Below are 26,597 nucleotides of genomic sequence, written 5' to 3' on the forward strand. Positions count from 1 at the left end.
GGCGGCCCGCCGCGCTCTCGTGCTGCGGGCCATCGCGCTGCCATACTTACGTTGCCGTAGGTTACGGAACCGTAGCCAGAGCTATCCGTCGTATTTCTCATCCCCAGGGGACCCCCCATGAACACCAGCCCCGCTGTGATCGACGACGCCCAGCCACCGGCGACCGACGGGCAGGCCCTTCCCTCCGCCACGCTCGGCGGGGACAACAAGAGGTCGATCGAGCAGCTCGCCCTTCTGCTGTTCATCGTGGTGCCGTTCGTGGCGCTGGTCGCGGCGGTGCCGCTGGCCTGGGGCCGTGGTGTGAGCTGGCTCGATCTGGGCCTGCTCGTGGCGATGTACTTCATCGGCTGCCACGGCATCACGATCGGTTTCCACCGCTATTTCACGCATGGCTCCTTCAAGGCGAAGCGCCCGCTCCGCATCGCCCTGGCCGTCGCTGGTTCGCTGGCCGTGGAGGGTCCGCTGGTGCGCTGGGTGGCCGATCACCGCAAGCATCACCGCTTCTCCGACGCGGAGGGCGACCCCCATTCGCCGTGGCGTTTCGGTGAGAGCCTGCCCGCCCTGATGAAGGGCCTGTGGTGGGCCCACATCGGCTGGATGTTCGACGAGGAGCAGACTCCGCAGCAGAAGTACGCTCCCGATCTGATCAAGGACCCGGCTCTCCGCGGCGTCTCCCGCCACTTCATGACCTTCACGATCGTCTCGCTGGCACTCCCGCCGCTGGTCGGTGGCCTGGTGACGATGTCGTGGTGGGGCGCGGCGACGGCCTTCTTCTGGGGCTCGCTGGTCCGGGTGGCCCTGCTGCACCACGTCACCTGGTCGATCAACTCGATCTGCCACGCGGTCGGCAAGCGGCCCTTCAAGTCGCGTGACCGGTCCGGGAACGTGTGGTGGCTGGCGGTCCTGTCCTGCGGGGAGTCGTGGCACAACCTGCACCACGCCGATCCGACGAGCGCCCGGCACGGTGTGATGCGCGGTCAGATCGATTCGAGTGCCCGGTTGATCCGCTGGTTCGAGAAGCTGGGCTGGGCGCACGACGTGCGCTGGCCGGACTCCGCCCGGATCGAGTCCCGCCGGATCGGCTCCCGGCGCGACCCCGAGCGCGCCGACGCGGCATGATTGACGACGTGGCGACCGACTCCAGCACCAGCAGCGAGAAAAACCGTCCTTCCTCTTCCACCCGGCGTACCCGCCGGGTGCGGATGACCGGCAAGGAGCGCCGCGAGCAGTTGCTGGACATCGGTCGCACGCTCTTCGCCGACAAGGGCTTCGAGGGCACCTCGGTCGAGGAGATCGCGTCCCGCGCGGGGGTCTCCAAGCCGGTCGTCTACGAGCACTTCGGCGGCAAGGAGGGCCTGTACGCCGTAGTGGTCGACCGCGAGATGCGCCAGCTCCTGGACATGGTCACCAGCGCGCTGACCGCGGGCCACCCCCGCGAGCTCCTGGAGCAGGCCGCGTTCGCCCTGCTCGACTACATCGAGACGTACACGGACGGCTTCCGCATCCTGGTCCGTGACTCCCCCGTGGCCCAGTCGACCGGCACCTTCGCCTCCTTGATCAGCGATATCGCCACCCAGGTGGAGGACATCCTGGGCCTGGAGTTCAAGGCCCGCGGTTTCGACCCGAAGCTGGCCCCGCTGTACGCGCAGGCGCTGGTCGGCATGGTCGCCCTGACCGGCCAGTGGTGGGTCAACGCCCGCAAGCCGAAGAAGTCGGAGGTCGCCGCCCACCTGGTGAACCTGGCCTGGCACGGCCTGGAGAACCTGGAGGCGAAGCCCCGGCTGATAGGGCACCGCAAGAGCTGAGCGGGGGCGGTGGCTGAGAGCCGGCCCGACCTGGTCAGCCGGATCGGGCCGCCAATGGAGTGGGCCGCCCCAGCTGGACGCTGTTGGCGAAGGCGAGGGCCTTGGTGGTGGCGGTCGCGATCTCGAAGAGCATCACCGCCTCGGATGGTCGGCGGCCCGTCGGGGCCTGGCTCGGCCGGGTCCTGGTGGCGATGACGGCGGCGCCGATGGTGCCGATCAGGGCGAGGCTGCCGGTGACGATCGCGCCGATGATGACGGGGTTCACGGTGTGTGCCTCCGGGTGTTGGTGGAGCCACACCCGGAGGCACTCGCCCCACCGCCGGACCAGGGGGACGGACGCGGGCTGCTGATCGTCGACGCGCCGGCCACCGACTGGGGTCAGCGGCGCGTATGCGGTGGGCTCCTCGTCTGGGCCGAGGTCGACACCGGGCGGACATCCCACTGGCGCCGCTGCCGGTACCGTACGAAGACCGAATCACCCGCACCGGAGGTCACCGTGAGCGCACAGCCCGACAGCCCGTACGGACCGCTGATCCCCATGCCTGAGCTCACGCCCGACGCCTTGCGGGCTGCGGTTGCCCGGATCGCCCCCAGCCGCATTCCCGCGCTCACTCAGCATCTTTTCGAGGCCACGACAAACGCGCAGCAGACGCAGAGCCTCGCTCCACTGAGGGCGTTCATCCACTCCTGGGCCGTGTTCGTGGCGATCGAGCGGCATCCCGAGCAAGCTGCCCGGCTGCATGCGCTGGAGCGAATCGTGGACGCGGGCGAAGAAGACCCGACCGAAGCGATCACCGAGATACGGCGTATCCATGAGACAGCGGAAGCAGAGGCCGGACTGCGGTGAACGGCTGACGTGGGACTACACCCCCAGCGCGGAGTACATCACCAGTGGGCTACCGCCCGGCGTCGTGGCGCAAGTCGAGCGACGCCACTGAGCTCGCCGCGCTCGGGCACGATGCGGTGAAGGTCGGCAGGCCGCTCGACAGAGAGGGAGGTCTCCGAGAGTTCGACATCATGGGCGGACGCGGGTTCATCAGCTTTCTTGCCGTCCCGCGCCATGAGTGCGTCTATGTCTGCAACGTCACCTGGTACGGCTGAGCCCTGCCGCTCGTCAGGCGACCCGCTCCAGGAACTCCAGCCGGTTCCCCACCGGGTCGTGGCTGTAGAAGCGCCGGTGTCCGGGCAGGTCGCCGTCCCAGTGCACCTCGGCGCCCCGCTCCGCCAGCCGGGCCGCGTACGCCTCGATGTCCGTGACGCGCAGGCCGGGGTGGGCCTTCTTCGCCGGGCGGAAGTCCTGCTCGACACCCAGGTGGAGTTGGACCGGGCCCGCCTGGAACCAGCAGCCCCCGCGGGCCGCGAGTACCGGGGGTTTGGCGATCTCCGTCATGCCGAGGATGTCCGCGTAGTAGGCACGAAGGGCGTCCTCGGAACCCTCCGGGGCGGCGAGCTGTACGTGGTCGACGGCGGCGATCATCGCTTCTCCTTGCGGGCCACGGCGAAGATGCGGCGGAACGGGAAGACGGTGCCGTGCGGGCCTGCGGGGTAGGCGGTGCGGAGCAGGTCGCGGTATTCGGCGAGGAAGGCGTCGCGGGTCTCGGGGTCGTCGGCGAGGGCGGTCAGAACGGGGCGCAGGCCGGTGCCCTTCACCCAGTCGAGGACCGGGTCATCGCCGTGGAGGAGATGCAGGTACGTGGTCTCCCAGACGTCCGCCGTGATGCCGGGGGCGGTCAGCGCGTCGAGGTAGGCGGTGGGGGCGAGCACCGCGTCGGCGTGGCGCAGCCGGCCGGCGAGGCGGGCGTGCCAGCGCGGGGAGCCGGCGAGTTCGCGCATCAGGACGTGGCTGGGCTGGTCGAAGTTGCCGGGGACCTGGAAGGCGAACGTGCCGCCGGGGGTGATCGCGTCCAGCCAGGCCGGGAAGCGGGCGGCGTGGTCGGGGACCCACTGGAGCAGGGCGTTGGAGACGATCAGGTCGTACGGCTCGGCGGGGGTCCAGGTGGTGGCGTCGGCCTCGGCGAAGTCCAGGTGGGGGCCGGCGTGGGCGCGGGCCCGTTCGAGCATCTGGGGGGAGTTGTCGTAGCCAGTGATCCGGGCCTCGGGCCAGCGGTCGGCGAGCAGGACGGTGACGTTGCCCGCTCCGCAGCCGAGGTCGGCGATGCGGGGTGCGGGGGCGGCCGGGAGTTCGGGGATGCGGGCGAGGAGGTCGAGGAAGGGGCGGGTGCGGTGGTCGGCGTGGCGCAGGTACTGCTGCGGGTCCCAGGTGGGTGCGGTCATGGGATCAGGATCACGCCAGGAATATCTTGATGTCAAGACACTTGAATTCAAGAGACTTCATGTCGACAGACCATCTACACTGATCCACATGGAGGACGAGGTCGACCGACTGGTCGCTGCATGGCGCCGCGAGCGCCCCGACCTCGACGTGGAACCACTCGAGGTGCTCAGCCGCGTCTCCCGCCTGGCCCGCCATCTGGACCGGGCCCGCCGGATCGCCTTCTCCGAGCACAATCTGGAGCCCTGGGAGTTCGACGTACTGACGTCACTGCGTCGCGCCGGCGCCCCCTACCAGCTCTCTCCCGGCCAGCTCCTCACCCAGACCCTGGTCACCTCCGGCACGATGACCAACCGCATCGACCGGCTGACCAAGAAGAACCTCGTCGAGCGCCTCCCCGACCCCAGCGACCGCCGCGGCGTGCTCGTCCGGCTCACCGCCGAGGGCCGCGACAAGGCCGACCAGTCGCTGGCCGGCCTGCTCGCCCAGGAGCGCGCCATCCTGAGCGAACTCTCCACCCAGCAGCGTGGCGAACTGGCCGGACTGCTACGCCAGTTGACCGCCCCGTTCGACAACATCCCCGGCTAGGGCCTGTCCGGTCGGGGCCGGATCGGCCGGGCCGACGCCCGCTCGTCGGGCCAGGGCGACCGCGGCCAGCGTGGAGTGCACGCCCAGTTTCCCCAGCACGTTCTGCATATGGGTACGGACCGTGTGCGGGGAGAGGAAGAGCCGCTCGGCCACCGCCTTGCGGCCCAGGCCGGCCACCATGCAGCGCAGCACCTCGCGTTCGCGCGGGGTCAGCGACTCGACCAGTTGCTCGCTCTCGGTGCGGTGCTTGCGCGCCGCCGTCAGCTCCCGCAGCACGCCGGTGAGCAGCGCCGGGGGCAGATGGGTCTCGCCCCGCAGCACCCCGCGTACGACCGTGAGCAGCCGTTGCAGCGAGCAGTCCTTGGCGACCCAGCCGGAGGCCCCGGCCTGCAGCGCCAGCGCGGCCCGGAGCGGGTCGTCCTTCTCGGCGAGCACCACCGTGCGCACGGACGGCCGGCCCGAACGGACCCCGGCCACCAGGGAGATGCCGTCCACCGGGGCGTTCTCCCCGTCGGCGGGGACCGGGACGGGCGCCCGGCGGCCGCCCGCCGGGCCCAGGGTGCCCAGCTCGGCATCGATCAGCATCACGTCGTAGCCGCGGCCCTCGGCGGCGGCCCGCTCCAGGCACCGCAACGCGGCGGGGCCGCTGCCCGCCGCCGCCACATCGACGTCCGGCTCGGCCGCCAGCGCCGCTGCGAGCGACTCGGCGAAAATACGGTGGTCGTCCACCACGAGAACCCGGATACGAACCACAGGCACCCCCATGCCGCGTCTGTTCCTGGGCCACCCCCGGCCCGCCGAAGGGGCCGACCAGCACGGGTACGGCACCCCGGATCGGGGAGATGAACCGCAGTCCCACGGCCGCCGCCGTGTCTCGACTGCTGCCCGCCCCGGGCGCCGTACCCGACTGTCTCGTACCCCTGAATCAGCACCGGCCCCCACCGGTGCTGTGCATCAGGGTAAGGCCGACGGGCCGCAGCGGAAGGCAATTCACAGAACTGACCGGCTCCGGCCGGTTCTAGGGTGTGGTCCATGTTTCGTCTTGAGACAGAAGTGGACAAAGGGCGGCGCACCTTGCTGAGCCGGCGGCTGCGCGACGACAACACGGCCGGCTCCCCGGAGCTGCGCGCGCTGCGCACCGACCCCGCCGGGCAGGAACTCCCGCTGGAGGTCTGGGCGCTGGACGTCGAGGGTGCCGTGGCCGGTGGGCTGACCGGCCGCACCTGGGCGTACTGGCTCCATGTGGACCAGCTCTGGGTCGACGCCCGCCACCGCGGCCGGGGCCTGGGCTCGCTGCTGCTCGCGGAGGCGGAACGGGTGGCCGGGACGGACCGGGCCTGCACCCGCTCCCGGCTGGAGACCTGGGGTTTCCAGGCGCCCGGCTTCTACCGGGAGCGGGGCTACGAGGTGAGCGGGCGGGTCGAGGACTACCCGCCCGGCGTCACCGAGTTCATCCTGACGAAGGACCTCAGATGAGGCGGCGGGCCCCCGCCGAGGGCACGGCCGGGAAGATCCGCGGCGTCGCGTGGCCCGCCGCGGCGAACGCCTCCAGCACGGACTTGGAGACCGTGTCCGCCCGATCCTGCTCCACCAGCACGATCGCCGAGCCGCCGAAGCCGCCGCCGGTCATCCGCGCACCGAGCGCCCCGGCCTCGTTCGCCGCCGACACCACCAGGTCCAGCTCCGGGCAGGAGACCCGCAGATCGTCGCGGAGCGAGACGTGCCCGGCGTTGAGGACCGGGCCCGCGGCCCGCACATCGCCCGCGTCGAGCAGTGCGATGACCTGCTCGACGCGCTGGTTGTCGCTGACCACATGGCGTACGTAACGCACCACGGACTCGTCGACGTCGGCCATGGCCAGGGTGTCCAGGGCCGCGCCGAGGCTCTCGTACGGCACCTCGCGCAGCGTCCGTACGCCGAGCGCCGCCGCGCCCGCCTCGCAGCCGGCCCGACGCTCGGCGTACGCGCCGTCGCCGAGCTCGTGCTTGACCCGGGTGTCGACCACGAGCAGCCGCAGCCCGCTCGCGGCCAGGTCGAAGGGGACCTGGCGCCGGGAGAGGTCGCGGGTGTCGAGGTGGAGGGCGTGGCCCTCGGTGCAGCAGGCGGACGCCATCTGGTCCATGACCCCGCACGGCACACCCACGAAGTCGTTCTCGGCGCGCTGGCCGAGAACCGCCAACTCGGGTGCGGAGAGCCCGAGTCCGAACAGGTCGTTCAGGGCGAGCGCGGTGACGACCTCCAGCGCGGCGGAGGAGGACAGGCCCGCGCCGGTGGGAACGGTGGAGGTCAGCTGGATGTCCGCCCCGGTGACCGGATGACCGGCCTCGCGCAGCGCCCAGACGACCCCGGCCGGGTACGCCGCCCAGCCGTGCCCCTGGTGCGGGGCCAGTTCGTCGACCCGGAGCCGGACGACGCCGCCGGGTACGTCGGTCGAGTGGAGCCGCAGTTCGCCGTCGGTGCGGCGGGCGACGGCCGCGCGTGCGGTGTGCGGCAGGGCGAGCGGCATCACGAAGCCGTCGTTGAAGTCGGTGTACTCGCCGATCAGGTTGACCCGGCCGGGGGCCGCCCAGATCCCTTCGGGCGCGTGCCCGTAGAGCTCGGCGAAGGAAGCGGTCAGCTCGGCGAAGGAGGTGGTCGGCTCGGTGTTCTCGGTCATGGGGCGGTGGGCTCCTCTCGGCGGGCGAACGTCCAGGCGTCGGTGACGATTCCGGTCAGGTCGGCGCGGGACGGCGACCAGCCGAGCCGCTCCCTGGCGGTGGCGGCGGAGGCGACCAGCACGGCGGGGTCACCGGCGCGGCGGGGGGCCGCGTTCTCCGGGACGGGGTGGCCGGTGACCTCGCGGACGGTCTCGATGACCTCGCGCACCGAGAAGCCGCTGCCGTTGCCGAGGTTGCAGATCAGGTGCTCGCCCGCGGTGGCCGCGTCCAGGGCCAGCAGGTGGGCCTCGGCGAGGTCGGCGACATGGATGTAGTCGCGGACGCAGGTGCCGTCGGGGGTCGGGTAGTCGTCGCCGTACACGGAGATCGACTCGCGCCGGCCGAGGGCGACCTGGAGGACCAGCGGGATGAGGTGCGATTCGGGGCTGTGCCGCTCCCCACAACTGCCGTACGCCCCCGCCACGTTGAAGTACCGCAGCGAGACCGCGGCCAGGCCGTGCGCGGCCGCCTCGCCGGTGATCATGTGGTCGACGGCGAGCTTGGTGGCGCCGTAGGGGTTGGTGGGCGCGGTCGCGTCGGACTCGGTGATGGGGGTGGTGGCCGGTTCGCCGTAGGTGGCGGCGGTGGAGGAGAAGACCAGGGTGCGCACGCCGGCGTCGCGCATCGCGGCGAGCAGCGCGACGGACCCGCCCACGTTGTTCACCCAGTACTTCTCCGGGTCCGCGACGGACTCGCCGACCTGGGAGTACGCGGCGAAGTGCAGCACCCCGTCGTAGGAGGCGTCCAGCCACTTCGCCGCGTCCTGGATGCGGCCCTCGATGAACTCGGCCCCGGCCGGGACGCCCTCCCGGAACCCGGTCGAGAGGTCGTCGAGAACGGTGACCGCGTGCCCGGCCTCCAGCAGGTGCTGGGCGACCACGCTGCCGACGTATCCCGCGCCGCCCGTGACCAGGTACTTCTTCTGGGGCTTGCTCACTCGCTCGCTACCTCTCGCAGTCGCTGGGCCGCGGCTTCCGGCGGCACATCGTTGATGAACACGTTCATGCCGGATTCGGAACCCGCGAGGAACTTCAGCTTGCCGGAGGTACGTCGGATGGTGAAAAGCTCCAGATGGAGTCCGAAGTCCTCCCGTCCGGGGACACCGAACGGGGCCTGGTGCCAGGCCGAGATGTACGGGGTCGGCGGCTCGCCGGGGCCGAAGATCCGGTCGAATCGCCTCAAGAGTTCCAGATAGATCTGTGGGAACTCCGTGCGCGCCGCCTCGTCGAGTTCCCGCAGGTCGGGGACGCGTCGGCGGGGGTGCAGATGGACCTCGTACGGCCAGTGCGCGGCGTACGGCACGAAGGCGACCCAGTGCTCGCCGTCGATGACGATCCGGGAGCCGTCCCGCTCCTCGCGGGCCACGACATCGTCGAAGAGATTGCCGCCGGTCTCGGCGCGGTGGGCCGCCATCGAGCGGAACATCAGCTCGGTGCGCGGGGTGACGAAGGGGTACGCGTAGATCTGCCCGTGCGGGTGGCCGAGCGTGACGCCGATCTCGGCGCCCCGGTTCTCGAAGCAGAACACCTGCTTGACCTGCGGGAGTTCGGCGAGTTCGGCGGTGCGGTCGGTCCATGCCTCCAGGACCAGGGCGGCCTGGTCCTCGGTGAGGTCGGCGAAGGACGCGTCGTGGTCGGAGGTGAAGCAGACGACCTCGCAGCGGCCGGAGTCACCGGCGAGCGAGGGGAAGCGGTTCTCGAAGACGGCGACGTCGTAGTCGGCCTCGGGGATCTCGCTCTGCCGGCCGTCCCGCGAGGGGCAGAGCGGGCACTCGTCGGCCGGCGGGTGGTAGATGCGGCCCTGGCGGTGCGAGGCGATGGCGACGCTGTCGCCGAGGAACGGGTCCCGGCGGATCTCGGACGAGGTCGAGACGGCGTCGAGGGGGCGCCGGTCGACGGCTTCGCGCACTGCGTCGTCACGGCTGTCGTAGTAGAGCAGCTCCCGGCCGTCGGCGAGCGTCGTAACCGTCTTCTTCACCAGGTTCCTCCAAACATAACCAAACACAATGAACCACAAGTCAACAATGGCGTCAATGAGTGGCCCACGCCGCGCGGCATGGGCCGTCGTGGTCCGGCGTCAGGGGTCCGGCGCCAGGGGTCCGGCGCCAGGGGTCCGGTTGTATGCGTGGAGGGGTGGTGGGCGGCGCGGCTCAGCGGGTCGGCTGTCCTGGCTGTCCGACCGGTGCCGCGCGGTCCAGCAGGCCCGTGCGGGCCGCGAGTGCCGCGGCCTCGAGCCGGGAGCCGACGCCCAGCTTCATCAGCACCCGCTGCACATGCGTGCGCGCGGTGCTCGGCGCGATCCGCATCCCGGCCGCGATCAGCCGGGTGTCCTCCCCCTCGGCGACCCGCACCAGGACCTCGACCTCGCGCGGGGTGAGCATCCGCAGCAGCCGCTGCCCCTCGTCGTCCGGTGCCGCGGCGGGATTGAGCAGTTCGGCGAAGGCGCCCTGGAGCAGCTGTGGCGCCACCGCCGCCTCTCCGGCGCGCGCCTTGACCATCGCCCGTTCGACGCCCTCCATGCGCTCGTCATGGCGGACGTATCCGGCGGCCCCCGCCGCGAAGGCCGCCGCGATCCCGTGCGGGCTGGGCACCGGTCCGAGCACCACGACGGCCACCTGCGGGCGCTCGCGCCGGATCCGTACGATCGGGTCGAAGGCGCCGGGTTCGGCGGGTGCCGCAGTGCCGAACAGACAGACCTCCGGGGCCCTGCTGACCACCAGCTCCGCCGCCCCCGAAGTCGGTGCGGCTGCCGCGAGGACGCGATGGCCCCGCAGTTTCAGCGCCGAGGCGAGTGCCTCGGCGAGCAGTCTGTGATCATCGACCACCATGAGCCGCACGCCCATCGAGCACACCCCCGTAGCACCGGCACACCGGGCCCCCCGGCCTTCCTGACCCGGCAAGCTACACGCTCGTTCGACGCCACGGGCGTCTTACCGGCCAAAAGGCTCCAGAACGCCGACTCGGCGCGCTTCGGGACCGGTTGATGGTGCGCCATGTCCGACTGGTCGCCGTTGTAATCTGCCTGCCGACCATTACGGATCACTTCCCGAGGGACCCATGCGCCTGAAGAGGACCTTGCTCGTCGCGGTGGCCGCCTGATCACCACCGGGGACGCCGGCACCCACTGCTTCCCGCTGCACCGGGTGTCCACCGGCGCGGGAACGGCCTGGGAGTCCACCGGTTACGCCAGCCCGGGCGGGTGGATCTCGACGGCGCGGATCGATCTCTGCAGGATGGAGGGGAGCACGGTCCTGACCTGTGTCTCGTCCTCCGTCATGCGGCCGCCGTTCGACGACACGCACGTCTGATCCCGAATGATCGCGAACGTGCGCGGGGGTGGTGTCCGACGATCGGACACCACCCCCGCACGCATTCGGCCGGCCGCTACGGCCTGCTGAAGCTGACCACCAGTCGGCGGCTCGCGTCCAGCGATCCGCTCGGCTTGCTGACCATCGTGCTGGACAGGTACAGGTGCCCGTCGCTGTAGCGGAACTCGGAGTAGTCCGGCGTGAAGCTGGTCTCCGCGTCACGGATGGACTCGTCGCTCGGGTTCTCCATCAGCACCGTCTGCTTGAACGTGGCGCCGTCGATGGAGACGACCTGGCCGCCCTTGTCGTACGGGGGGACCCGGTACGCAATGATGTTGCCGCCGTCCATGCGGATCGGGAACATCGTGTAGCGGTCGCCCGCGTCGGCCCGGTCACTGGTCGGCTTGCCGGTGGTGAGGTCGAAGGAGACGATCTCGTTGGTGTCGCCGTACTCGCCGGTGCCCTCGTGGTCCTCGGTCGGCACGTAGATGCGGTTGTTGCCGACGACCACCTGGCTGCAGCTCTCGACCTCGGTGGAGGCGCAGCGCGCGGCGTACTTCTCACCGTCCGCCGCGATCCTGGTGAGCAGCTTGCCCGTCGAGGCGTCGATCGAGAAGAAGTCCGAGATGCCGCTGCCGTCACCGGCGGTGTCGCCGACGTCGGCCGCGACGACCAGCGGCTTGGTGGAGACGATGCTCGCGTAGTCGACACCGGGCGGCATCTTGTACGAGGAGATCGGGGCCCCGGTGGTGGGGTTCAGCGCCTGGATGACGAGCTGCGGGTCGTCGTACGTACCGCACTTGCGGACCACCGCGAGTGCTTCGCCGCCGCCGTATCCCTTGTCGTAGCAGCCGTCGGTGGTGGCCTTGGGCTTCCAGCGCTCGGCGCCGGTGTTCAGGTCGAAGGCGACGCCGCCCTCGGTTCCGCCCGCGGCGACCGTGGTGCCGCTGAGCGTGACCTCGTCGAACCTGACCGATGCGTCACCGCTGGTGGCTGCGGTCACCGACTTGCTCCACATCAGCTTGCCGGTGTTCAGGTCGATCGCGCCGACCTGGTTGCACGGCTGGTACTTGGTCGCCTTGGTCGGCTTGCCCTGCTCGAAGGCGATCGCGGTCTTGTAGTCCTTGGACATGTGCCGCGAGGCGGCGCAGACCTGGCCCGCCAGCGGGATGGACCACAGCTTGGTGCCCTTGACCGGGTCGTAGGCGACGATCTCGTTCAGGCCGGACTTCACGTACGCCTTGTCGGTCAGCCAGGAGCCGTCGACCTTGGTGACGTCGGTGACCTTCGGCAGCGGCAGCTGGAAGGCGACCTTGGACTTGGGGTCCGTGGGTGCCTTCTCCTTGCCGGCGCCATCGGCGGCGACGCCGCCCTTGTTCTCGCCGCCCTTGCCCTCGGCGGAGCCGCTGGACTGGGACGCCTCGTCCTTCTTGCCGTCGTCACCGCCGCTGGAGGAGTACCAGATGCCGCCGGCGACGATCAGCACCACGGCGACCGAGGCGGCGACGATGATCTGCATCTGGGTGGAGAACTTCTTGCCGCCGTTCCCGTTCTGCTGCGGCGGCTGCGGCTGCTGCATCGGCGTGGTCTGGTAGCCGTACCCCTGCTGCGGCGGCTGACCGGGCGGCATGCCCTGCGGGAATCCGTAGCCCTGCTGCGGCTGTCCGGGCACGGGCGCCTGCGGGTAGCCGTAACCGGGCTGCGGGGGCTGGCTCTGCGGGTAGCCGTAGCCCGGCTGCTGGCCCTGCGGATAGCCGTAGCCGGGGCCCGGCTGCTGCGGGGCGCCGGCGGGCGGCTGGGTGTCCGCGGGCGGCGGGGTCGGGGCACCGAACCCACCGGCGGGCGGGGTGGCCGGCTGCTTGCCGAACGGGTCGGCGGGAGGTGGTGTCGGGGCACCGAACCCACCCGGCGGGGGGTCCTGCGGGGCGCCGAATCCACCCTGGGGCGGATCGTTGGGCGGCTGGGGCGGCTGCGTCATGGCGTACGTACCTCTGGGGAAAGGGAGTCGGTGGGACGGGACCGGCGGCGGTCGGTTGTGCTCCGGCCGCCGCCGGTCGTGAGCCGTGGGGCTCCGACGGTCGGGGGCCGCCGTCGAAAGGCGTCGTGAGCCGTCAGTTGCCGAAGGCCATCATGGTCTTCGTCTCCAGCTCTTCCTTGTCGTTCCTGGCGCTGACCCGGCCGCTCGCGATGAAGGAGCGGCCGCCCGCGTAGACGATCTTCGAGTTGTAGAAGTCGTTCTCGATCTCGGCCGTCGACCCGGGGTGCTGCAGCAGCATCCGCGGGGCGCCGCCGGTCGGTGCGAGGGTGGCGATGCCGCCGCCCTTCTCGTAGCCGGACTCCACGTAGAGCAGCACATTGCCGCCCTCCATGCGCAGCGGCTTCACCGTGCGGTCGGCCGGGGCCGCGGCCTTCCACTTGGTCTTGCCGGTGTTCAGGTTGAAGGCCACGACCTTGTTCGTACGGGCGGTGCCGCTGGAGTCCGGCGCGGTCGCCATGTAGAAGGTGTTGGCGTCGGCGGCGACTCCGGTGCAGCCGTCGAGGGACTTGCCGAAGATGGCGAAGGCGCTGCCGCAGTTCGGCGCGAACTTGTCGCCCTTGTCGCTGGTGATGCCGGAGCGGAGCGAGCCGTTCTCCTTCAGCGCGAGGATGCTCCACTCCTTGTCCTTCTTCAGGGAGACCACCAGCGGGCTCACCGAGTAGACCCGGTCGATCTCCCAGCCGCGCTTGGGCCGGTACGTCCACCTGGGCTTCCCCGTGGCCGGGTCGAGCTCCTGGATCTGGTGCTGCGGGTTGTCGACGTCGTCGGTGCGGCAGCTGGAGGCGGCGATCAGCTTGGCCCCGCCGGCGAAGGCGAACGGCTGGCAGATGCCCGAGGGCTTGCCGAACAGTTCCTTGCCGTCGCTGACCCGGTAGGCGTTGGAGTTCCCGGTGCGCCCGACCGTCACGGTGTCGCCGCTGATGGCCAGCGAGATGTCCGACAGGAAGTCCCAGGTGCCGTTCTGCTTGATCGACTTCTTCCAGCCGGCCTTGCCGGTGTTGAGGTCGATCATCTGGAGATCCGCGCAGTCCGCCTTGTCGGTGGTGCCGTTCTTGACCCCGATGACGATCTTGCCGTCGGCCGCGGTCTGCGCGGGCGCCGCACACAGGTCGGCGGGCAGCTTGAGGGTCCACTTCTGCTTGCCGTCGGCCACGGAGTAGCCGGAGATCGAGCGGTACATGCCCTTGACGACGGTGTCGCCGACCACCCAGGGGCCGTACACATCGGCGCCGTTGCGCGGCAGGTCGATGTCGTTCTTCTGCAGCCAGAGGACCTTCGCCTCGCCGGCCTTGCGCCCGGCGTTGAGGTCGTCGTCGACGTCACTGCCGTCGCCGTCGCCGTTGCCGTCGCCCTCGTTGACGGAGGGCGAACCGCTCGGCTTGGCGTCCCCGCTCTCCTTCGCGACGGGCTTCTTGTCGTCGTCGCCCCCGCTCGTGGCGACGAAGATGCCGCCGCCGATCACCAGGAGCGCGGCGGCCGCGGCACCGATGATGATCGCGGGCTTGCGCTTGGAGGAGCCGCCACCGCCCGGACCACCGGGGGCCGGGGCGCCGGGGTACTGCTGCTGCGGGTAGCCGTAACCGGGCTGCTGACCGTACGGACCCGGCTGCTGGGCATACGGACCGGGCTGCTGGCCGTAGGGGCCGGGCTGCTGGGCGTACGGGCCCGGCTGCTGCTGCCCGTACGGACCGGACTGCTGGCTCGGCTGCTGCGGGTAGCCGTAGCCGGGGGCCTGGCCCGGGGGCTGGCCGGGGGCCTGCGGGTAGCCGTAGCCCGGCTGAGCGGGCGGCGGGGTCTGCGGCGGGCCCTGGGGCGGCTGAGGACTTCCCTGCGGCGGCTGCTGCGGCGCGCCGAAGCCCCCCTGCGGCGGTTGCTGGCTGGGCGGCTGGGTCATCAGCACGTCCCCCTTCGTGCGGTCCGGGTGCCCGTTCCGTTCTCCCCCGCGATTCCGAGGAGCACCGCGGGGCCGAAACCCCCTGAACTTCCCGGAAAGGAGCGAATCAGGCATGGATCCCGCGGCGTTACGACAGTCGAGCGGGGCTTCTTTGTACCACCCGCAACACCTCGGACACCGGGGCGGTCCGCCCCCTGTTCCCAAGGGAGAACCGCCCCGTGATGCCTCCGTTACGCCTCAATGCCCGTCAGCTGCCGAAAGCCGCCATCGACTTCGCCCACTTCTCGTCCCCGTCCTCGATCCCGGTGATGGTCGTGCTCACGAGGAGAGAGCGCCCGTTCACATAGGCGACCCGGGTGTCGAAGAGCCCGCGTTCGGCCTCTGCCGCCGACGCCGGGTGCCGCAGCACCATCTGCGGTGTGCCACCGGTCGACGGGAGGGACGCGATGCCGCCGCCCTTGTTCTTCGCCGCCGACAGGTACATCAGCAGCCTGCCGCCCTCGACCCGCATCGGCATCAGGGTCTGCCCGGCGGGGGCCGAGGCCTTCCACCTGGTCTGACCGCTGGCCATGTCGAAGGCGATGACCTTGTTGGTGGGGTCGGGGTCGGACTCGTCGGGCTTGGTCGCCAGGTAGACCGTCTTTTCGTCGGCCGCCACCCCGAGGCAGTTGTCGAGGTTCTTGCCGTAGGAGACGACGTCGGTGTCGCACCGCGTCATGTAGTTCTCGGTTCCGCCGACCAGTTGGGAGCGGTAGGTTCCGTCCGCGTTGAGCATGATGACGGCCCAGTCGCGGTCCTTCTTCAGGGAGACGACCAGCGGGCTGACCGAGTAGAACTGCGCGACCTCCCAGCCCTTCTTGACCTTGTACGTCCACTGGACCTTGCCGGTGGCGGGGTCGATCCGCTCCACCAGTTGTTCCTTGTGGTCGTCGGCCGCCGTCTGGCAACTGGCCGCGGCGACCGCCACGGGGCCGCTCGCGAAGCCGAACGGCTGGCAGTTGCCCGGCAGTTCCCCGAAGAGCACCTTGCCGTCGCTGACCCGGAAGGCATCCGTCCTGGTCTTGCGCCCGACGGTCACGGTGTCGCCGTTGATCGCCATCGCGGGGTCGGAGAGCAGGTCCCAGGCGCCCTGCCGCTTGTACGTCTTGTGCCAGCCGGCCTTGCCCGTGTCGAGGTCGACCATCTGGAGCGCGTTGCACAGCGCCTGGTCGCCGTGGCCGCTCTCGACCCCGAGGACGATCTTGCCGTCGGCGGTGGCCTGCGAGGGGGCCGCGCACATGGCGGCCGGCAGGCGCAGGCTCCACTTCTGGCTGCCGTCGGCGACCGAGTAGCCGGAGACGGTGTGGTACATGGCCTTGACGACGGTGTCGCCGACGACCCAGGGGCCGTACACGTCCGAGCCGTTGCGCGGCAGGTCGACGCCGCCCTCCTGGAGCCAGAGGAGCTTCGCCTCGCCCGGCTTGCGCTTGGCGTTGATCCCGTCGGCCTCCGCGCGGAGGTCGTGCGGTCCCTTGTCCTTGCCCTTGTCCCCGGACTTGCCGTCGCTCGTGGACGAGCCGTCCGGCTTGGGGGCGGCGCTCTTCTTCGCCGTGGGCTTCGTCCCGTCGTCGCCCCCGCTCGTGGCCAGCCAGACGCCACCGCCCGCCAGCAGCACCACGGCGAGCGCGGCGCCGATGACCGCCCCGCGCCTGCCCCGGAAGAACCCTCCGCCACCGCCGCTCGCCGGGCCACCGGGCTGCGGCTGCGACGGCACGCCGTGCGGGCCGGGCTGTGTGGGCGCGTCGTACGGTCCCGGCCGGGCGGCCGGCCCGTACGGACCGGCGGCCTGAGCGGGCGGCTGGGTGCCGTACGGGCCCGGCGGCTGGGTGCCGTACGAGCCCGGCGGGGGGTCGTACGGAGCCCCGAAGCCTCCCTGCGGCGGTTGCTGGCCGGGCGGCTGGGTCATCAGCACGTCCCCCTTCGTGCGGTCCGGTGCCCGGTCCGGTCTCCCCCGCGATCCCGCGGAGCCGGAAGGGGCCGACAAGCCCCCCTGGGCTCCACGGGAAGGAGCGAATCGGGCATGGATCCCGCGGTGTCACGACAGTCGAGCGGGGCTTCTTTGTACCACCCGCGTCACCGCGGACACCGGTCGGTCCACACCCTGTCCCCAACGGCGAACCGCCCCGTGATGCCTCGGTTACGCCCCGGTCGGAACTGACCACCGGTCAGCCGGTCGGTCAGCCGCCGAAAGAGATCATGGTCTTCATCGCGATCTCTGCCTCGTCGGTGTCTGCGCTGACAAAGGCATGCATGAGCAGGGAACGCCCGTTCACGTAGGCGACCCGGGGAGTGGAGAAGCCGCGCTCCACTTCGGCCGCCGACGCCGGATGCCGCAGAAGCGGCTGCAGGGCGCCGCCCGTCGGTGCGAGCGACATGATCCCGCCCCCCTTGCCCTTGGTCGCGCCCATATGGATGAGCACCTTGCCGCCCTCCACCCGCATGGGCATCACGGTCTGCCCGGCGGGTGCCGCAACCTTCCACTTGGACTTGCCGGTGCCCAGATCGAAGGCGACGACCGCGTTGGTCATGTCGGAGCCGACGTACTCGGGCTTCGTCGCCATGTAGAAGGTGTCCGCGTCGGCCGCGACCCCCAGGCAGTTGTCGACGTTCTTGCCCCGGGTGAGCAGGTCGCCGCCGCACCGCGTTTCGTAGTCGTCGGTGCCACCGGCCAGCTGGGACCGGTACGTGCCGTCGGAGTTGAGCACCGCGATGGCCCAGTTCTTCTCCCCCTTCCTCAGGGAGACGACCAGTGGGCTGACCGAGTAGAACTGGTCGACCTGCCAGCCCTTCTTGACCTTGTACTTCCACAGGACCTTCCCGCTGACCGGGTCGATCCGCTCCACCAGTTGTTCCTTGTGGTCGTCGGCCTCGGTCTGGCAACTGGCGGCGGCGATCCCCAGCGGGCCGCTCGCGAAGCCGAACGGCTGGCAGTTGCCCGGCAGTCTGCCCCACAGCGCCTTGCCGTCGCTGACCCGGAAGGCGTCCGTCCGGCTGGTCCGTCCCACGGTCAGAACGTCTCCGTTGATCGCCATCGCCACGTCGGAGAGCCCGTCCCAGAGACCGGGCCGCTCGTACGACTTGCGCCAGCCCGCCTTCCCCGAGGCGAGGTCGATCATCTGAAGGCTTTCGCAGGGCGCGTCGCTCGCGGTGCCGCGCTCGATCCCGATCACGATCCTGCCGTCGGCGGTCGGCCGCGTGGGGGCGGCGCAGACGTCGGACGGCAGACGCAGGCTCCACTTCCGCGTACCGTCCACGGTCGAATAGCCGGACACCGTCCGGTACATGGCCTTGACCACGATGTCGCCGACGATCCAGGGACCGTATGCGTCGGAGCCGTTGCGCGGCAGGTCGACACCGTTCTTCTGAATCCAGAGGACCTTCGCCTCGCCGGACTTGCGCCCGGCGTTGAGCTTCTCGGCGGTGTCGGGGTCCACGGCCGCCTTCCCCTTGCCCTCATCGGCAAGGGGCGAGGAGCTCGACTGCTTGGCGTCGGTGCTGTTCTCGGCGACGGGCTTCTTCTCGCCGTCGCCCCCGCTCGTGGCGAACCAGACGCCGCCCACGATCAGGCAGACGGCAAGCACGGCGGCGACCACGACCGCGGGCTTCCCCTTGAAGCGCCCACCACGACCGGGCCCGCCAGGAGGCTGCGGCTGAGGCTGCGGATAGCCGTAACCTCCGGGTGTCTGTTGCCCGTACGGCTGCGCAGGAGGCCCGTACGGCTGCGGGGGCTGCCCGTAGGGGCCCGGCGGCTGCGTGCCGTACGGACCGGCGGCTTGGGTGGGCGGCTGCGGAGGCGGCCCGTACGAACCGGGTTGCGGGTCGTACGGAGCCCCGAAGCCTCCCTGCGGCGGTTGCTGGCCGGGCGGCTGGGTCATCAGCACGTCCCCCTTCGTGCAGACCGTTCCGGCTTCTGCGCCGGGCAAGGTTTCTTTCTATCACCCGCCCCACGAGCCCCAGCTGTCACACCTGACGCACCGAAGCGGTCAGGCGTCCTCGGCCAGTTCCAGCCAGCGCATCTCCAACTCGTCGCGCTCGGAGACCAGTTCGCGCAGCTCCGCGTCGAGCTTGGCCACCTTCTCGAAGTCCGTGGCGTGCTCCGCGATCTGTGCGTGCAGCGTGGTCTCCCGCGTCGACATCTTGTCGAGCTGCCGCTCGACCTTCTGGAGCTCCTTCTTCGCCGCGCGGGCGGCCTGCGGGGAGACCGCCGCAGCCGGTGCGGCCTTCTCCTTGGCCGCCGCGGGTGCGGCGGAGGGCGTGGCCGCCTCCTCCATCCGCTGCCTGCGCTCCAGGTACTCGTCGATCCCGCGCGGCAGCATCCGCAGCGTGCGGTCGCCGAGCAGCGCCATCACCCGGTCGGTGGTCCGCTCGATGAAGAACCGGTCGTGGGAGATCACGATCATCGATCCGGGCCAGCCGTCGAGGAGGTCCTCCAGCTGGGTCAGGGTCTCGATGTCGAGGTCGTTGGTGGGCTCGTCGAGGAAGAGGACGTTCGGCTCGTCCATCAGCAGGCGCAGGATCTGGAGCCGGCGCCGCTCACCGCCCGAGAGGTCGCCGACCGGGGTCCACTGCTTCTCCTTCGAGAAGCCGAACTGCTCGCAGAGCTGGCCCGCGGTCATCTCGCGGCCCTTGCCGAGGTCGACCCGGTCCCGTACCTGCTGAACGGCCTCCAGGACCCGCAGGTTCGGGTTGAGCTCGTGGACCTCCTGGGAGAGGTAGGCCAGCTTGACGGTCTTGCCGACGACGACCTTCCCGGCGGCGGGCTGTGCCTCGCCCTGGGTGCGGGCCGCATCGGCGAGCGCCCGCAGCAGCGAGGTCTTGCCCGCGCCGTTGACCCCGACCAGGCCGATCCGGTCGCCGGGGCCGAGCTGCCAGGTGAGGTGGGTGAGCAGCGTCTTGGGGCCGGCCTGGACGGTCACGTCCTCCAGGTCGAAGACGGTCTTGCCGAGCCGGGCGTTGGCGAACTTCATCAGCTCGCTGGTGTCGCGCGGCGGCGGCACGTCGGCGATCAGCTCGTTGGCCGCCTCGATGCGGTAGCGCGGCTTGGAGGTGCGGGCGGGGGCGCCGCGGCGCAGCCAGGCCAGCTCCTTGCGCATCAGGTTCTGCCGCTTGGACTCCTCGGTCGCGGCGATCCGCTCCCGCTCGGCCCGTGCGAAGACGTAGTCGCTGTAGCCGCCCTCGTACTCGTGGACCGTGCCGCGCTGGACGTCCCACATGCGCGTGCAGACCTGGTCGAGGAACCAGCGGTCGTGGGTGACGCAGACGAGCGCGGAACGGCGGGCGCGCAGGTGGGCGGCCAGCCAGGAGATGCCCTCGACGTCGAGGTGGTTGGTCGGCTCGTCGAGAACGATCAGGTCCTGCTCGGCGATGAGCAGCTTGGCCAGTGCGATCCGGCGCCGCTCGCCGCCGGAGAGCGGGGCGATGACGGTGTCCAGGCCGTGCTCGAAGCCCGGCAGGGCCAGCCCGCCGAAGAGCCCGGTGAGCACGTCGCGGATCTTGGCGCTGCCCGCCCACTCGTGGTCGGCGAGGTCGCCGATCACCTCGTGGCGGATGGTCGCCTGCGGGTCGAGCGAATCGTGCTGGGTGAGGACGCCGAGCCGGAGCCCGCCGTTGTGGGTGACGCGTCCGCTGTCCGCCTCCTCCAGCCTGGCGAGCATCCGGATGAGCGTCGTCTTGCCGTCGCCGTTGCGGCCCACGACACCGATCCGGTCCCCCTCGGACACCCCGAGGGACACGCCGTCGAGCAGGGCACGGGTGCCGTACACCTTGCTGACCTGCTCGACATTGACCAGATTGACGGCCATTTCACTCCTGCCCGGGGGGATCGATCGACTTCCCAGGGTACGGGGCGGCGGCGGTGCGGTGCCCGCTCGCCCTTGCCGCCCCCGCGGTGGTGGCAGGCTCTGTCAGACGACGGACGCGCCCGGCGCCGGGGAGACCGCGGTCCGCGCGTTCCTGCACGTGCCCGAGGTGAGCAGCGCCTCGGCCACCTTCCGCGCCGACTCCGCGTCCGCCACCAGGAACGCGGTGGTCGGCCCGGAGCCCGAGACCAGGGCCGCCAGGGCACCGGCCGCGGTGCCCGCGGCGAGGGTGTCGGCGAGCGAGGGGCGCAGGGAGAGAGCGGCGGGCTGGAGGTCGTTGGAGAGCGCCTCGGCGAGCGCGGCCGGGTCGCCGGTGCGCAGGGCGTCGAGGAGCGCCGGGGAGGCCTCCGGTACGGGGACGTCGGTGCCCGCCGTCAGCCGGTCGAACTCGCCGTAGACGGCCGGGGTGGAGAGCCCGCCGTCGGCGACCGCGAAGACCCAGTGGAAGGTGCCGCCGACGTCGACCGGGGTCAGCCGCTCGCCGCGTCCGGTACCGAGGGCGGCACCGCCGACCAGGCTGAACGGGACATCGCTGCCCAGCTCCGCGCAGATGGCGAGCAGCTCGTCCCGCGTGGCACCGGTGGACCAGAGGGCGTCGCAGGCCAGCAGCGCGGCCGCGCCGTCGGCGCTGCCGCCCGCCATGCCGCCCGCGACGGGGATGTCCTTGGCGATGTGGATGTGCACATCGGGTGCGATGCCGTGCCGCTCGGCCAGCGCGATCGCGGCGCGGGCGGCGAGGTTCGTCGCGTCCAGCGGGACCTGGGCGGCGTCCGGTCCCGAGCAGGTGATGCGCAGCCCGTCGGCGGGGGTGACGGTGACCTCGTCGTACAGGCCGACGGCGAGGAAGACATTGGCCAGGTCGTGGAAGCCGTCGGGGCGCGGGGCGCCGACCGCGAGCTGGGCGTTGACCTTGGCGGGTACGCGGACGGTGATGCTCACTCGCCACTCCCGGAGGGCTTGCTCTCGGCAGCCCCGGAAGGCTTGCTCTCGGCAGCCCCGGAGGGCTTGTTCTCGGCGATGGCGGCGAACTCCTCGACCGTCAGTGCCTCGCCGCGGGCCTGCGGCGAGATCCCGGCCGCGACCAGGGCCGCCTCGGCGGCGGGCGCGGAGCCCGCCCAGCCGGCCAGGGCCGCCCGCAGCGTCTTGCGGCGCTGGGCGAAGGCCGCGTCGACGACCGCGAAGACCTCGGCCCTGCTCGCGCTCGTCGCGATCGGCTCGGTGCGCCGGACCAGGGACACCAGACCGGAGTCGACGTTCGGGGCGGGCCAGAAGACGTTGCGGCCGATGGAGCCGGCCCGCTTGACGTCCGCGTACCAGTTGGCCTTCACGGACGGCACGCCGTAGACCTTGTTGCCCGGCCGCGCGGCGAGCCGGTCGGCGACCTCGGCCTGGACCATGACGAGGGTGCGCTCGATGGACGGGAAGCGCTCCAGCATCGTCAGCAGGACCGGCACGGCGACGTTGTACGGAAGGTTCGCGACCAGCGCGGTCGGCGCCGGGCCGGGCAGCTCCCGGACCAGCATCGCGTCGGAGTGCACCAGGGCGAACCGGTCGGCGCGCCCCGGCATCCGGGCGGCGACGGTGGCCGGCAGCGCGCCCGCCAGCACGTCGTCGATCTCGACGGCGACGACCCGGTCCGCCGCCTCCAGCAGCGCCAGGGTCAACGAGCCGAGCCCCGGACCGACTTCGACGACGACGTCGTCCGGGCGGACTTCCGCCGTCCGCACGATCCGGCGGACCGTATTGGCGTCGATGACGAAGTTCTGGCCGCGCTGCTTCGTCGGGCGTACGCCCAGCGCAGCGGCCAGCTCGCGGATGTCTGCGGGGCCCAGGAGGGCATCGGGCTCAGTGGTGCTCACCTGTAAAGCGTAAGGGCCCTCGCGATTCGCGCCCGCCGCCCGGCCGCTCAGTAGTCGAAGGCCCGTGCCGTGTTGTCCGCGATCGCCGCCGCGAGGGTGTCCTCGTCGGTCCCCTTCACCTCGGCCATCGCACGCAGCGTGACGGGGATGAGATACGGCGCGTTGGGCCGCCCCCGGTACGGGGCGGGTGTCAGGAACGGTGCGTCCGTCTCGACCAGGACCAGTTCCAGCGGCGCGATGGCCAGGGCGTCCCGCAGCGGCTGGGCGTTCTTGAAGGTGACGTTGCCCGCGAAGGACATGAAGTACCCGGCGTCCGCGCAGATCCGGGCCATGTCGGCGTCGCCGGAGTAGCAGTGGAACACGGTCCGTTCGGGGGCGCCCGCGTCGGCGAGGACGCGCAGCACGTCCGCGTGCGCCTCGCGGTCGTGGATGACCAGCGCCTTGCCGTGCCGTTTGGCGATCTCGATGTGGGCCCGGAAGGACTCCTCCTGGGCTGCGATGCCCTCGGGGCCGGTACGGAAGTAGTCCAGTCCGGTCTCGCCGACGCCCCGCACGTGGTCGAGCGCGGCCAGTGCGTCGATCTCCGCGAGCGCCTCGTGCAGCGCCGCCTGCCCGCCGCCCTCCCGCGCCCCCTGGCGCGCGGTGCCGTCGGGGTCGCCGTGCACGATGCGCGGTGCCTCGTTGGGGTGCAGGGCCACCGCCGCGTGCACGTTCGCATGTGCGGCGGCGGTCTCGGCGGCCCAGCGCGAACCGGCCACGTCGCACCCCACCTGGACCACGGTGGTCACATTGACCGCCGCGGCCCTGGCCAGGCCCTCCTCTACGGTCGCGTCCTGCATGTCCAGGTGGGTGTGCGAATCGGCGACCGGTACCCGGAGGGGTTCGGGCAGCGGCGGGGCTTCGGTACGGCTCATGAAGACGATCGTACGAGGACGCGCCGCTGCGCCCCGCCCGCGGTGGAGCCGACGGGCCCTACCTCCGGTGGAAGGGGTGCAGCAGGTCGGACAGGTGCCAGTGGTGCCCGGTGCCTGCGGGTGCGGCGGCCACGGCCTCGTCGCCCCGGACCGCCGGACGCGCCGGCTGGGGGTTGTGGAGCAGCTGCTGGACGGTCGAGACCCGGCCGGCCCGCATGATCCGGACCACGTGCCCGCCGCAGTTCGCGCAATGGGGGCGGGAAAGGGGCGAGGGCACCCGTTCCCCGTCCGCCTTGTAGATGACGAATGCGTTGTTGGAACCGTCGACGTGGTGCTCTATTTCGTAGGCCTGTTCCCAGCCGTGTCCACACCTCATACAGGCGAAGGCATATGCCTCGTGCACGGTGGTTGCTGCGATCTCGCTCATGCCCGCTCCTTTGTCCGCCGGACAGGCACTCCGGACCAGCGCTCCGGAGATTGCGTCCCTGACCAGTGGACGCCTTTACCGGCAGGAGCGCATCGGGCTCTGTCGAGTGTTGGAGCGCTTTTGGCCTTCTCGTGGCAGAAAGGCCCGCTACGCGGCTCGCGCTTTACTTTTCACGATCGTCCTTTGCCCTCCGCAGGACCGGTTCGCTCCGCGTTCTTTGCCGCGACGACCGCGTCGAACACTTCGCGCTTGGGCAGCCCCGCGTCGGCGGCGACGGCGGCGATCGCCTCCTTGCGCCGCTCCCCCGCCTCCTCGCGCACCCGCACCCTGCGTACCAGCTCCTCGGCGTCCAGTTCCTCGGGCCCGGAGTCGGCCGCGCCCTCGACGACGACGGTGATCTCGCCGCGTACCCCTTCGGCCGCCCAGACCGCCAGATCGCCCAGCGGGCCGCGCTTCACTTCCTCGTACGTCTTGGTCAGTTCCCGGCACACGGCGGCCCTGCGGTCGGCGCCGAAGACCTCGGCCATCGCGGCGAGGGTGTCGTCGAGCCGGTGCGGGGCCTCGAAGAAGACCATGGTGCGGCGCTCGTCGGCGACCTCGCGGAGCCGGCCGAGCCGTTCGCCCGCCTTGCGCGGCAGGAAGCCCTCGAAGCAGAAGCGGTCGACGGGGAGCGCGGACAGGGCGAGCGCCGTCAGCACGGCGGACGGGCCGGGGACCGCGGTGACCTTGATGTCCTTCTCCACGGCGGCGGCCACGAGCCGGTAGCCGGGGTCGGACACGGACGGCATTCCGGCGTCCGTGACCAGCAGGACGCGGGCGCCGCCGGTCAGTGCCTCGACGAGTTCGGGCGTACGGGCCGACTCGTTGCCCTCGAAGTAGGAGACGACCCGCCCCGTGGTGTGGATGCCGAGCGCCTGGGTGAGGCGGCGCAGCCGGCGGGTGTCCTCGGCGGCGACGATGTCCGCCGTCTCCAGTTCGGCGGCGAGGCGCGGCGGGGCGTCCGCCACATCGCCGATGGGGGTTCCTGCGAGTACCAGCGTTCCAGTCGTTCCAGTCACAAAGCCATCCTCCCAGCACGGGCGACAGCGTTCGCACAGATGCGTTCCCTACGATGGCGCGGTGACGAGTACTGCGCCCGAAGCCCGACAGGGCCAAGACGCCGGGGAACCGCACGGCGAAGAACCGGCCTCCTGGCAGCAGCGGCTGCGCCGCTTCGGCCATTCGCCCCGGCCCGGGATCGGGCTGCGCGAACGGCTTGTCCCGCCGTTCACCAGGCCCGGCATCCAGCTGTGGGCGGTGCTCGGGATCTCCCCGCCGATGGCCCAGCGCCTGGTGCGGTGGTCGGCGTGGGGCGGTCCGCTGCTGGTGGCGCTGGTCGCCGGGGTGCTGCGGTTCTGGAACCTGGGCAGCCCGCACGCGCTGATATTCGACGAGACGTACTACGCCAAGGACTCCTGGGCCCTGATCAACCAGGGGTACGAGGGCGACTGGCCCAAGGACATCGACAAGCTGATCCTCAAGGACCCGTCGCAGGTGGACATCCCGGTGGACCCGGGCTATGTGGTGCACCCGCCGGTCGGCAAGTGGATCATCGGGCTCGGTGAGCAGCTCTTCGGGTTCACGCCGTTCGGCTGGCGGTTCATGGTGGCGGTGCTCGGCACGCTGTCGGTGCTGATGCTGTGCCGGATCGGCCGGCGGCTGTTCCGTTCGACGTTCCTGGGCTGTCTGGCGGGCACCCTGCTCGCCGTCGACGGTCTGCATTTCGTGATGAGCCGCACCGCGCTGCTCGACCTGGTGCTGATGTTCTTCGTGCTGGCGGCGTTCGGCGCGCTGCTGATCGACCGGGACTGGGCGCGGCGCAGGCTCGCCGCGGCGCTGCCGGTCGACGAGGAGGGGGTGCTGCGCCCCGACGCGGAGGTCGCGGAGAACCTGCGGCTCGGCTGGCGGCCCTGGCGGATCACCGCGGGCCTGATGCTGGGTCTGGCCTTCGCCACCAAGTGGAACGGCCTGTACATCCTGGCCGCCTTCGGCCTGATGACGGTGGTGTGGGATGTGGGTGCGCGCCGGACCGCGGGTGCGGTCCGTCCGTATCTGGCGGTGCTGAAGCGGGATCTGCTGCCGGCGTTCGTCTCGACGGTCCCGGTCGCGATCCTCACGTACCTCGCCTCCTGGACCGGCTGGATCGTCACCGACAAGGGCTACTACCGGAACTGGGCACAGACCGACGGCCGGGGCGGCAGCTGGACGTGGCTGCCGGACTGGCTGCGCAGCCTGTGGCACTACGAGTACCAGGTCTACGAATTCCATGTGAACCTGACGTCCGGCCACACCTACCAGTCCAATCCCTGGAGCTGGATCGTGCTCGGCCGGCCCGTCTCGTACTTCTGGGAGGAGCAGCCGGGCTGCGCGGCGTCGGAGACCGGCAAGTGCTCGCGCGAGGTGCTGGCCATCGGGACGCCGCTGCTGTGGTGGGCGGCGTGCTTCGCCCTGGCGTATGTGCTGTGGCGGTGGTTCTTCCGGCGCGACTGGCGGGCGGGGGCGATCGCCTGCGGTGTGGCGGCGGGCTGGCTGCCCTGGTTCTTCTACCAGGAGCGGACGATCTTCCTCTTCTACGCGGTCGTGTTCGTGCCGTTCCTGTGTCTGGCGGTGACGATGATGATCGGCGCGATGCTGGGTCCGGCGGCCGGGACCGGATCCAAACAGGAGATCGGCCTGATGACCGGTGATCCATCGGGTGAGCGACGGCGGACACTGGGCGCGATCGCGGCGGGCGTCCTGGTCCTGCTGATCATCTGGAACTTCATTTATTTCTGGCCGATCTACACGGGCACGCCGATCCCCGACGGGTCCTGGCGGGACCGGATGTGGCTGGACACGTGGATCTGACGGGAGCGCGTGGA

Annotated in this window: 25 protein-coding genes; 7 read left to right on the forward strand and 18 right to left on the reverse strand. The window is 71.1% G+C overall.

Annotated elements, in window-relative coordinates; translation table 11 throughout:
* Positions 1-117: 117 nt before the first annotated feature.
* Entirely contained in the window at positions 118-1,119 is a 1,002-nt protein-coding gene (locus tag OG978_RS16810; protein ID WP_326766009.1) for an acyl-CoA desaturase, read from the forward strand.
* Complete coding sequence (locus OG978_RS16815; protein WP_093539914.1) at positions 1,116-1,805, forward strand: TetR/AcrR family transcriptional regulator; 690 nt, start codon at positions 1,116-1,118, stop codon at positions 1,803-1,805. Before OG978_RS16810 ends, OG978_RS16815 begins: the two co-directional genes overlap by 4 nt.
* A gap of 34 nt (positions 1,806-1,839) precedes the next feature.
* Here OG978_RS16815 and OG978_RS16820 read toward each other — a convergent pair whose 3' ends face one another.
* Positions 1,840-2,070, reverse strand: a complete 231-nt coding sequence (locus tag OG978_RS16820; RefSeq protein ID WP_326766010.1) for a hypothetical protein — start codon at positions 2,068-2,070, stop codon at positions 1,840-1,842.
* 15 nt (positions 2,071-2,085) lie between these two features.
* Here OG978_RS16820 and OG978_RS16825 point away from each other — a divergent pair, with 15 nt between their 5' ends.
* Together OG978_RS16825 and OG978_RS16830 are read left to right on the forward strand one after the other, a co-directional pair.
* Positions 2,086-2,652 (forward strand): DUF6247 family protein, encoded by a 567-nt coding sequence (locus OG978_RS16825; RefSeq protein WP_326766011.1) that lies wholly within the window; start codon positions 2,086-2,088, stop codon positions 2,650-2,652.
* A 44-nt stretch (positions 2,653-2,696) separates the two neighbouring features.
* Positions 2,697-2,906 (forward strand): hypothetical protein, encoded by a 210-nt coding sequence (locus OG978_RS16830; protein ID WP_326766012.1) that lies wholly within the window; start codon positions 2,697-2,699, stop codon positions 2,904-2,906.
* Positions 2,907-2,919: 13 nt separating this feature from the next.
* On the opposite strand, the gene OG978_RS16835 is transcribed toward OG978_RS16830, so the two are convergent.
* Positions 2,920-3,282, reverse strand: coding sequence for a VOC family protein (locus OG978_RS16835; protein ID WP_326766013.1), 363 nt, complete (start codon positions 3,280-3,282; stop codon positions 2,920-2,922).
* Complete coding sequence (locus OG978_RS16840; protein WP_326766014.1) at positions 3,279-4,079, reverse strand: trans-aconitate 2-methyltransferase; 801 nt, start codon at positions 4,077-4,079, stop codon at positions 3,279-3,281. The genes OG978_RS16835 and OG978_RS16840 overlap by 4 nt, the downstream gene beginning before the upstream one ends.
* Positions 4,080-4,167: 88 nt before the next feature.
* Here OG978_RS16840 and OG978_RS16845 point away from each other — a divergent pair, with 88 nt between their 5' ends.
* A complete protein-coding gene (locus tag OG978_RS16845) occupies positions 4,168-4,665 on the forward strand; it encodes a MarR family winged helix-turn-helix transcriptional regulator (protein WP_072487439.1) in 498 nt (165 codons plus the stop codon).
* Here OG978_RS16845 and OG978_RS16850 read toward each other — a convergent pair.
* Positions 4,624-5,430: a response regulator transcription factor gene (locus OG978_RS16850; protein WP_326766015.1), complete on the reverse strand. Its 807-nt coding sequence runs from the start codon at positions 5,428-5,430 to the stop codon at positions 4,624-4,626. The genes OG978_RS16845 and OG978_RS16850 overlap by 42 nt on opposite strands.
* Positions 5,431-5,697: 267 nt before the next feature.
* On the opposite strand from OG978_RS16850, the gene OG978_RS16855 reads away from it, so the two are divergent.
* Positions 5,698-6,141 carry a GNAT family N-acetyltransferase gene (locus OG978_RS16855; RefSeq protein ID WP_326766016.1) on the forward strand — a complete coding sequence of 148 codons (444 nt, stop codon included), beginning with the start codon at positions 5,698-5,700 and terminating at the stop codon, positions 6,139-6,141.
* On the opposite strand, the gene galK is transcribed toward OG978_RS16855, so the two are convergent.
* The 14 genes from galK to rsmI form a co-directional block, all read right to left on the reverse strand.
* Positions 6,134-7,321 (reverse strand): galactokinase, encoded by a 1,188-nt coding sequence (gene galK, locus OG978_RS16860; RefSeq protein ID WP_326766017.1) that lies wholly within the window; start codon positions 7,319-7,321, stop codon positions 6,134-6,136. The two genes, OG978_RS16855 and galK, sit on opposite strands and share 8 nt — an antisense overlap.
* Positions 7,318-8,298: a UDP-glucose 4-epimerase GalE gene (gene galE, locus OG978_RS16865; protein ID WP_326766018.1), complete on the reverse strand. Its 981-nt coding sequence runs from the start codon at positions 8,296-8,298 to the stop codon at positions 7,318-7,320. The genes galK and galE overlap by 4 nt, the downstream gene beginning before the upstream one ends.
* Complete coding sequence (gene galT / locus OG978_RS16870; protein WP_326766019.1) at positions 8,295-9,338, reverse strand: galactose-1-phosphate uridylyltransferase; 1,044 nt, start codon at positions 9,336-9,338, stop codon at positions 8,295-8,297. The genes galE and galT overlap by 4 nt, the downstream gene beginning before the upstream one ends.
* Positions 9,339-9,510: 172 nt before the next feature.
* Positions 9,511-10,203, reverse strand: coding sequence for a helix-turn-helix transcriptional regulator (locus OG978_RS16875; RefSeq protein ID WP_326766020.1), 693 nt, complete (start codon positions 10,201-10,203; stop codon positions 9,511-9,513).
* A 541-nt stretch (positions 10,204-10,744) separates the two neighbouring features.
* Positions 10,745-12,646 carry an outer membrane protein assembly factor BamB family protein gene (locus OG978_RS16880; RefSeq protein WP_326766021.1) on the reverse strand — a complete coding sequence of 634 codons (1,902 nt, stop codon included), beginning with the start codon at positions 12,644-12,646 and terminating at the stop codon, positions 10,745-10,747.
* 133 nt (positions 12,647-12,779) lie between these two features.
* Entirely contained in the window at positions 12,780-14,600 is a 1,821-nt protein-coding gene (locus OG978_RS16885; RefSeq protein WP_326766022.1) for an outer membrane protein assembly factor BamB family protein, read from the reverse strand.
* A gap of 247 nt (positions 14,601-14,847) precedes the next feature.
* Positions 14,848-16,545: an outer membrane protein assembly factor BamB family protein gene (locus OG978_RS16890; protein ID WP_326766023.1), complete on the reverse strand. Its 1,698-nt coding sequence runs from the start codon at positions 16,543-16,545 to the stop codon at positions 14,848-14,850.
* A 271-nt stretch (positions 16,546-16,816) separates the two neighbouring features.
* The gene (locus OG978_RS16895) at positions 16,817-18,514 is read right to left on the reverse strand and encodes an outer membrane protein assembly factor BamB family protein (RefSeq protein ID WP_326770054.1); all 1,698 of its coding nucleotides are present in this window, start codon (positions 18,512-18,514) and stop codon (positions 16,817-16,819) included.
* Positions 18,515-18,622: 108 nt separating this feature from the next.
* Positions 18,623-20,440, reverse strand: a complete 1,818-nt coding sequence (locus OG978_RS16900; protein ID WP_326766024.1) for an ABC-F family ATP-binding cassette domain-containing protein — start codon at positions 20,438-20,440, stop codon at positions 18,623-18,625.
* Between the two features lie 102 nt (positions 20,441-20,542).
* Positions 20,543-21,436 (reverse strand): 4-(cytidine 5'-diphospho)-2-C-methyl-D-erythritol kinase, encoded by an 894-nt coding sequence (locus OG978_RS16905; RefSeq protein WP_326766025.1) that lies wholly within the window; start codon positions 21,434-21,436, stop codon positions 20,543-20,545.
* Positions 21,433-22,356 carry a 16S rRNA (adenine(1518)-N(6)/adenine(1519)-N(6))-dimethyltransferase RsmA gene (rsmA, locus tag OG978_RS16910; protein WP_326766026.1) on the reverse strand — a complete coding sequence of 308 codons (924 nt, stop codon included), beginning with the start codon at positions 22,354-22,356 and terminating at the stop codon, positions 21,433-21,435. The genes OG978_RS16905 and rsmA overlap by 4 nt, the downstream gene beginning before the upstream one ends.
* Positions 22,357-22,403: 47 nt before the next feature.
* Positions 22,404-23,270, reverse strand: coding sequence for a TatD family hydrolase (locus tag OG978_RS16915; protein ID WP_326766027.1), 867 nt, complete (start codon positions 23,268-23,270; stop codon positions 22,404-22,406).
* A 58-nt stretch (positions 23,271-23,328) separates the two neighbouring features.
* Positions 23,329-23,697: a hypothetical protein gene (locus OG978_RS16920; protein ID WP_326766028.1), complete on the reverse strand. Its 369-nt coding sequence runs from the start codon at positions 23,695-23,697 to the stop codon at positions 23,329-23,331.
* A gap of 170 nt (positions 23,698-23,867) precedes the next feature.
* A complete protein-coding gene (rsmI, locus tag OG978_RS16925; RefSeq protein WP_326766029.1) occupies positions 23,868-24,755 on the reverse strand; it encodes a 16S rRNA (cytidine(1402)-2'-O)-methyltransferase in 888 nt (295 codons plus the stop codon).
* A 61-nt stretch (positions 24,756-24,816) separates the two neighbouring features.
* On the opposite strand from rsmI, the gene OG978_RS16930 reads away from it, so the two are divergent.
* Positions 24,817-26,583, forward strand: coding sequence for a dolichyl-phosphate-mannose--protein mannosyltransferase (locus tag OG978_RS16930; protein ID WP_326766030.1), 1,767 nt, complete (start codon positions 24,817-24,819; stop codon positions 26,581-26,583).
* Positions 26,584-26,597: the final 14 nt, after the last annotated feature.

This window comes from Streptomyces sp. NBC_01591, assembly GCF_035918155.1.
Classification (GTDB): domain Bacteria; phylum Actinomycetota; class Actinomycetes; order Streptomycetales; family Streptomycetaceae; genus Streptomyces.